Origin of the sequence: Rhodosalinus sediminis (assembly GCF_003385555.1) — a bacterium.
GTDB classification, from domain to species: domain Bacteria; phylum Pseudomonadota; class Alphaproteobacteria; order Rhodobacterales; family Rhodobacteraceae; genus Rhodosalinus; species Rhodosalinus sediminis.
The window spans coordinates 1-637 of sequence record NZ_QOHR01000088.1 but is presented as its reverse complement, the minus strand read 5'-3'; the positions used below and the strand labels follow the sequence as shown (position 1 = coordinate 637).

Genomic DNA, 637 nt, shown 5'->3' with positions numbered 1-637 from the left:
GCAAGGCGCTTCGAAGCGCCTTGCGCGGCGGCGCCGGTCGCGCGCTTAGCCGAGCGCGGCGAGGGCCGGGAAGGTCTCCAGGAGCCAGAAGGAGAAGGCCGAGAAGCCGCCCGTCAGCATCAGGAGCCCGATCGTCCAGAGCAAAAGCCCCATCACCCGCTCGATGCGCTCCATGTGCCGCTTCATCCAGCCCATCAGCCCGCCGAGCCGCGGCAGGAAGGCTGCCACCAGGAGAAACGGCACCCCGAGCCCGGCCGCGTAGACGCCGAGGAGCGCCGCGCCGCGGCCCAGGTCCGCCTCGCTCGCCGCGAGCGAGAGGATCGCGCCGAGCTGCGGTCCGATGCAGGGCGTCCAGCCGAAGGCGAAGGCGAGACCGAGGACATAGGCCCCGAAGGCGCTGCCCGCGCGCGCCTCCGCGCCGATGCGCGCCTCGCGGTCGAGAAAGCCGATGCGGTAGACGCCCACGAAATGCGCGCCGAAGCCCATGACGATCAGCCCGGCCACCGTGTTGAACCAGTCCTGATAGGCGAGGAACGCCCGCCCCGCCGCCGAGGCGGTGAAGCCGAGAAAGACGAAGACCGTCGAGAGCCCGAGCACGAAGAAGAGCGCCGGCACCACCGCCCGGCCGCGCCCCGCG

At 72.2% G+C, this 637-nt stretch carries 1 protein-coding gene; it reads right to left on the bottom strand.

The features are described 5' to 3' along the window. Positions 1-45: 45 nt before the first annotated feature. A partial coding sequence (locus DRV84_RS15215) for a cytochrome c biogenesis CcdA family protein (RefSeq protein ID WP_115982158.1) occupies positions 46-637 on the bottom strand: 592 nt, incomplete at its 5' end.